Below are 2,015 nucleotides of genomic sequence, written 5' to 3'. Positions count from 1 at the left end.
CAAATAACAATTCAAACAGACGTTTGAGTGCAATTTTCCACGTACTGCCACTAATCTCGAAAAGTCTGTCTGACACCAGCATAAAGCGAGCAAAGGCATCATCAGCAAGTATCAATGGCAACGTATTAATAAAGCGACCTGAGTTGCCAATCATATCCCAAAAGCGAGCAAAGCGATTGACCCGTTGCATCGTCATAAAGTCGACGGTGTTAGTAGATAAAATATTATAGGGTGCTTGCGGGTTATAGTTTAAGGCATAGTTATCATTGTGACGGTTGAGTGGTGCGCCCCTTAAGCGTTTGAGAATGCCTAGTTGAATTTCATGGGGATTGAGTGAGACTAGTTGATTAAAGCTGTCAGCGAAATTATCTAATGTGTCACTGGGCAAGCCAAAAATCAGATCGGTATGTAAATGAGCACCAGTATGTTCGCGTAGCCAGCGGATATTTTCGCGAGTCTTATCATTGTTTTGTTTGCGGCTGATCAGTGTTTGGATATCACTATCAAATGTCTGAATACCAATCTCAAATTGTAGGCTTTGTGGGGGAAAGCGCGTTAATACCTCTTTTAATTTATCAGGTAGATTATCAGGCACGACTTCAAAGTGAAGGTATAAATCATCTGTCATACGCTCCAGAAAAAACTCCAGAATGCGAATGCTGGTGGAGACCTTGAGGTTAAAGGTCCGATCGATGAATTTAAAGTTACGCACGCCGCGTTGCCATAAGGCATCCATTTCAGCCAGGAATGATTCCAGCGGGAAGGCGGTTGCTGTTTTATCTAAGGCCGACAAACAAAACTCACACTTAAACGGACAGCCGCGTGATGCTTCGACATAAATCAGTCGGTTACGAATGTCCTCTTCATTGTAGAGGTGGTAGGGCAGTTGTAATTCAGCTAACTCAGTAGCGATACCATCAATATATTTTGTTTCAGGCCGTGCTTTATCTAAAATTTGGCGGCACAGCTCACGAAAGCTTTTTTCACCCGGACCACTGATCACAAAATCAGCTAACTCACAGATATCTGGTACATCCGGGTAATGGCCGACTTCCGGCCCACCAAGCACGATAACGGTGTCGGGTGATATTTGTTTAATGACGGTAACAATGTCACTGATTTCACGAATATTCCATATATATACACTAAAGCCAATAATTTTAGGCTGATGCTGCAACAGGTGCTCAGCAATATTGAGTGTTTGTTCCTGAATAGTGAACTCGATCACTTTGGTTTTTGATTCAAGTTCTTCCAAGTTGGCAAGTAAATACCTCAACCCAAATGCAGAGTGCATATAGCGGGCATTAAGCGTGGTAAGCAGGATGTCGTATTGCTGAGTCATATTATGTTGTCTGATAACCCAACTCAGCGGCTAATTGCGCACTGTAATGAGCTAAGTCGGTGAGAACCGTTTGCTGTTTTTCAGATAAATCTTGTTGTCTGGCCTCGGCCAGAGCGGCATAAAACGCTGAAAAATTCAGAATAGGGCTGGCTGTATCATCTGCCAAACGTTGTTGACGGTACTGCAGCCATTGTTCTTGCTCATCCGAGCTCAATGACTCAGGCCAGTTTCGTGCACGATAGCGAAATAACATTTCCGCCAGGCGTGGATCTTCAAACGGAATAGATAAGGTCTTTAACATATCAGGTTCAGCTGAACGAATTATCTCCATTTTGCGTTTGTCATTATCACTGAAAAAACCACCGCTATAGAGACTGGCATCAGGATCGGATACGGGATCAAATGGTTTAGGGCTGAATATTTGCGAGAGTTTTTCTGTTAAATCACCAGCTGCATTAAGCATATCCATGTGTTTTTGATGTTGAGCACGATCAATATGCAAGCGCTGGGCTGCAGCATCATTTAACGTGGCTACCGGTACCACCACCGGGCATTTATTGATATGTATTGTTTTCAGTGCAGGACGCTCCACGCCGATAGCCAACTCAGCCGAAGGGGTGAATAAACGTTGTTGTAAGGTCTCAGCATCAAGCTCTATTAAATCGGTAGGATC

1 protein-coding gene and 1 pseudogene are annotated in these 2,015 nt (G+C 43.5%); both read right to left on the bottom strand.

The genetic code is table 11. The features are described from left to right. Positions 1-1,342: B12-binding domain-containing radical SAM protein (locus tag B4K20_RS04140; RefSeq protein WP_289281996.1), on the bottom strand; the 1,342-nt coding region annotated here is incomplete at its 3' end. A gap of 1 nt (position 1,343) precedes the next feature. Continuing rightward, positions 1,344-2,015: pseudogene (locus B4K20_RS04135) on the bottom strand (exodeoxyribonuclease I); the annotation flags it as partial.

Source organism: Methylophaga sp. UBA5088 (genome assembly GCF_002414625.1).
Lineage (GTDB): Bacteria > Pseudomonadota > Gammaproteobacteria > Nitrosococcales > Methylophagaceae > Methylophaga > Methylophaga marina.
This window is presented reverse-complemented; position numbering and strand designations above follow the sequence as displayed.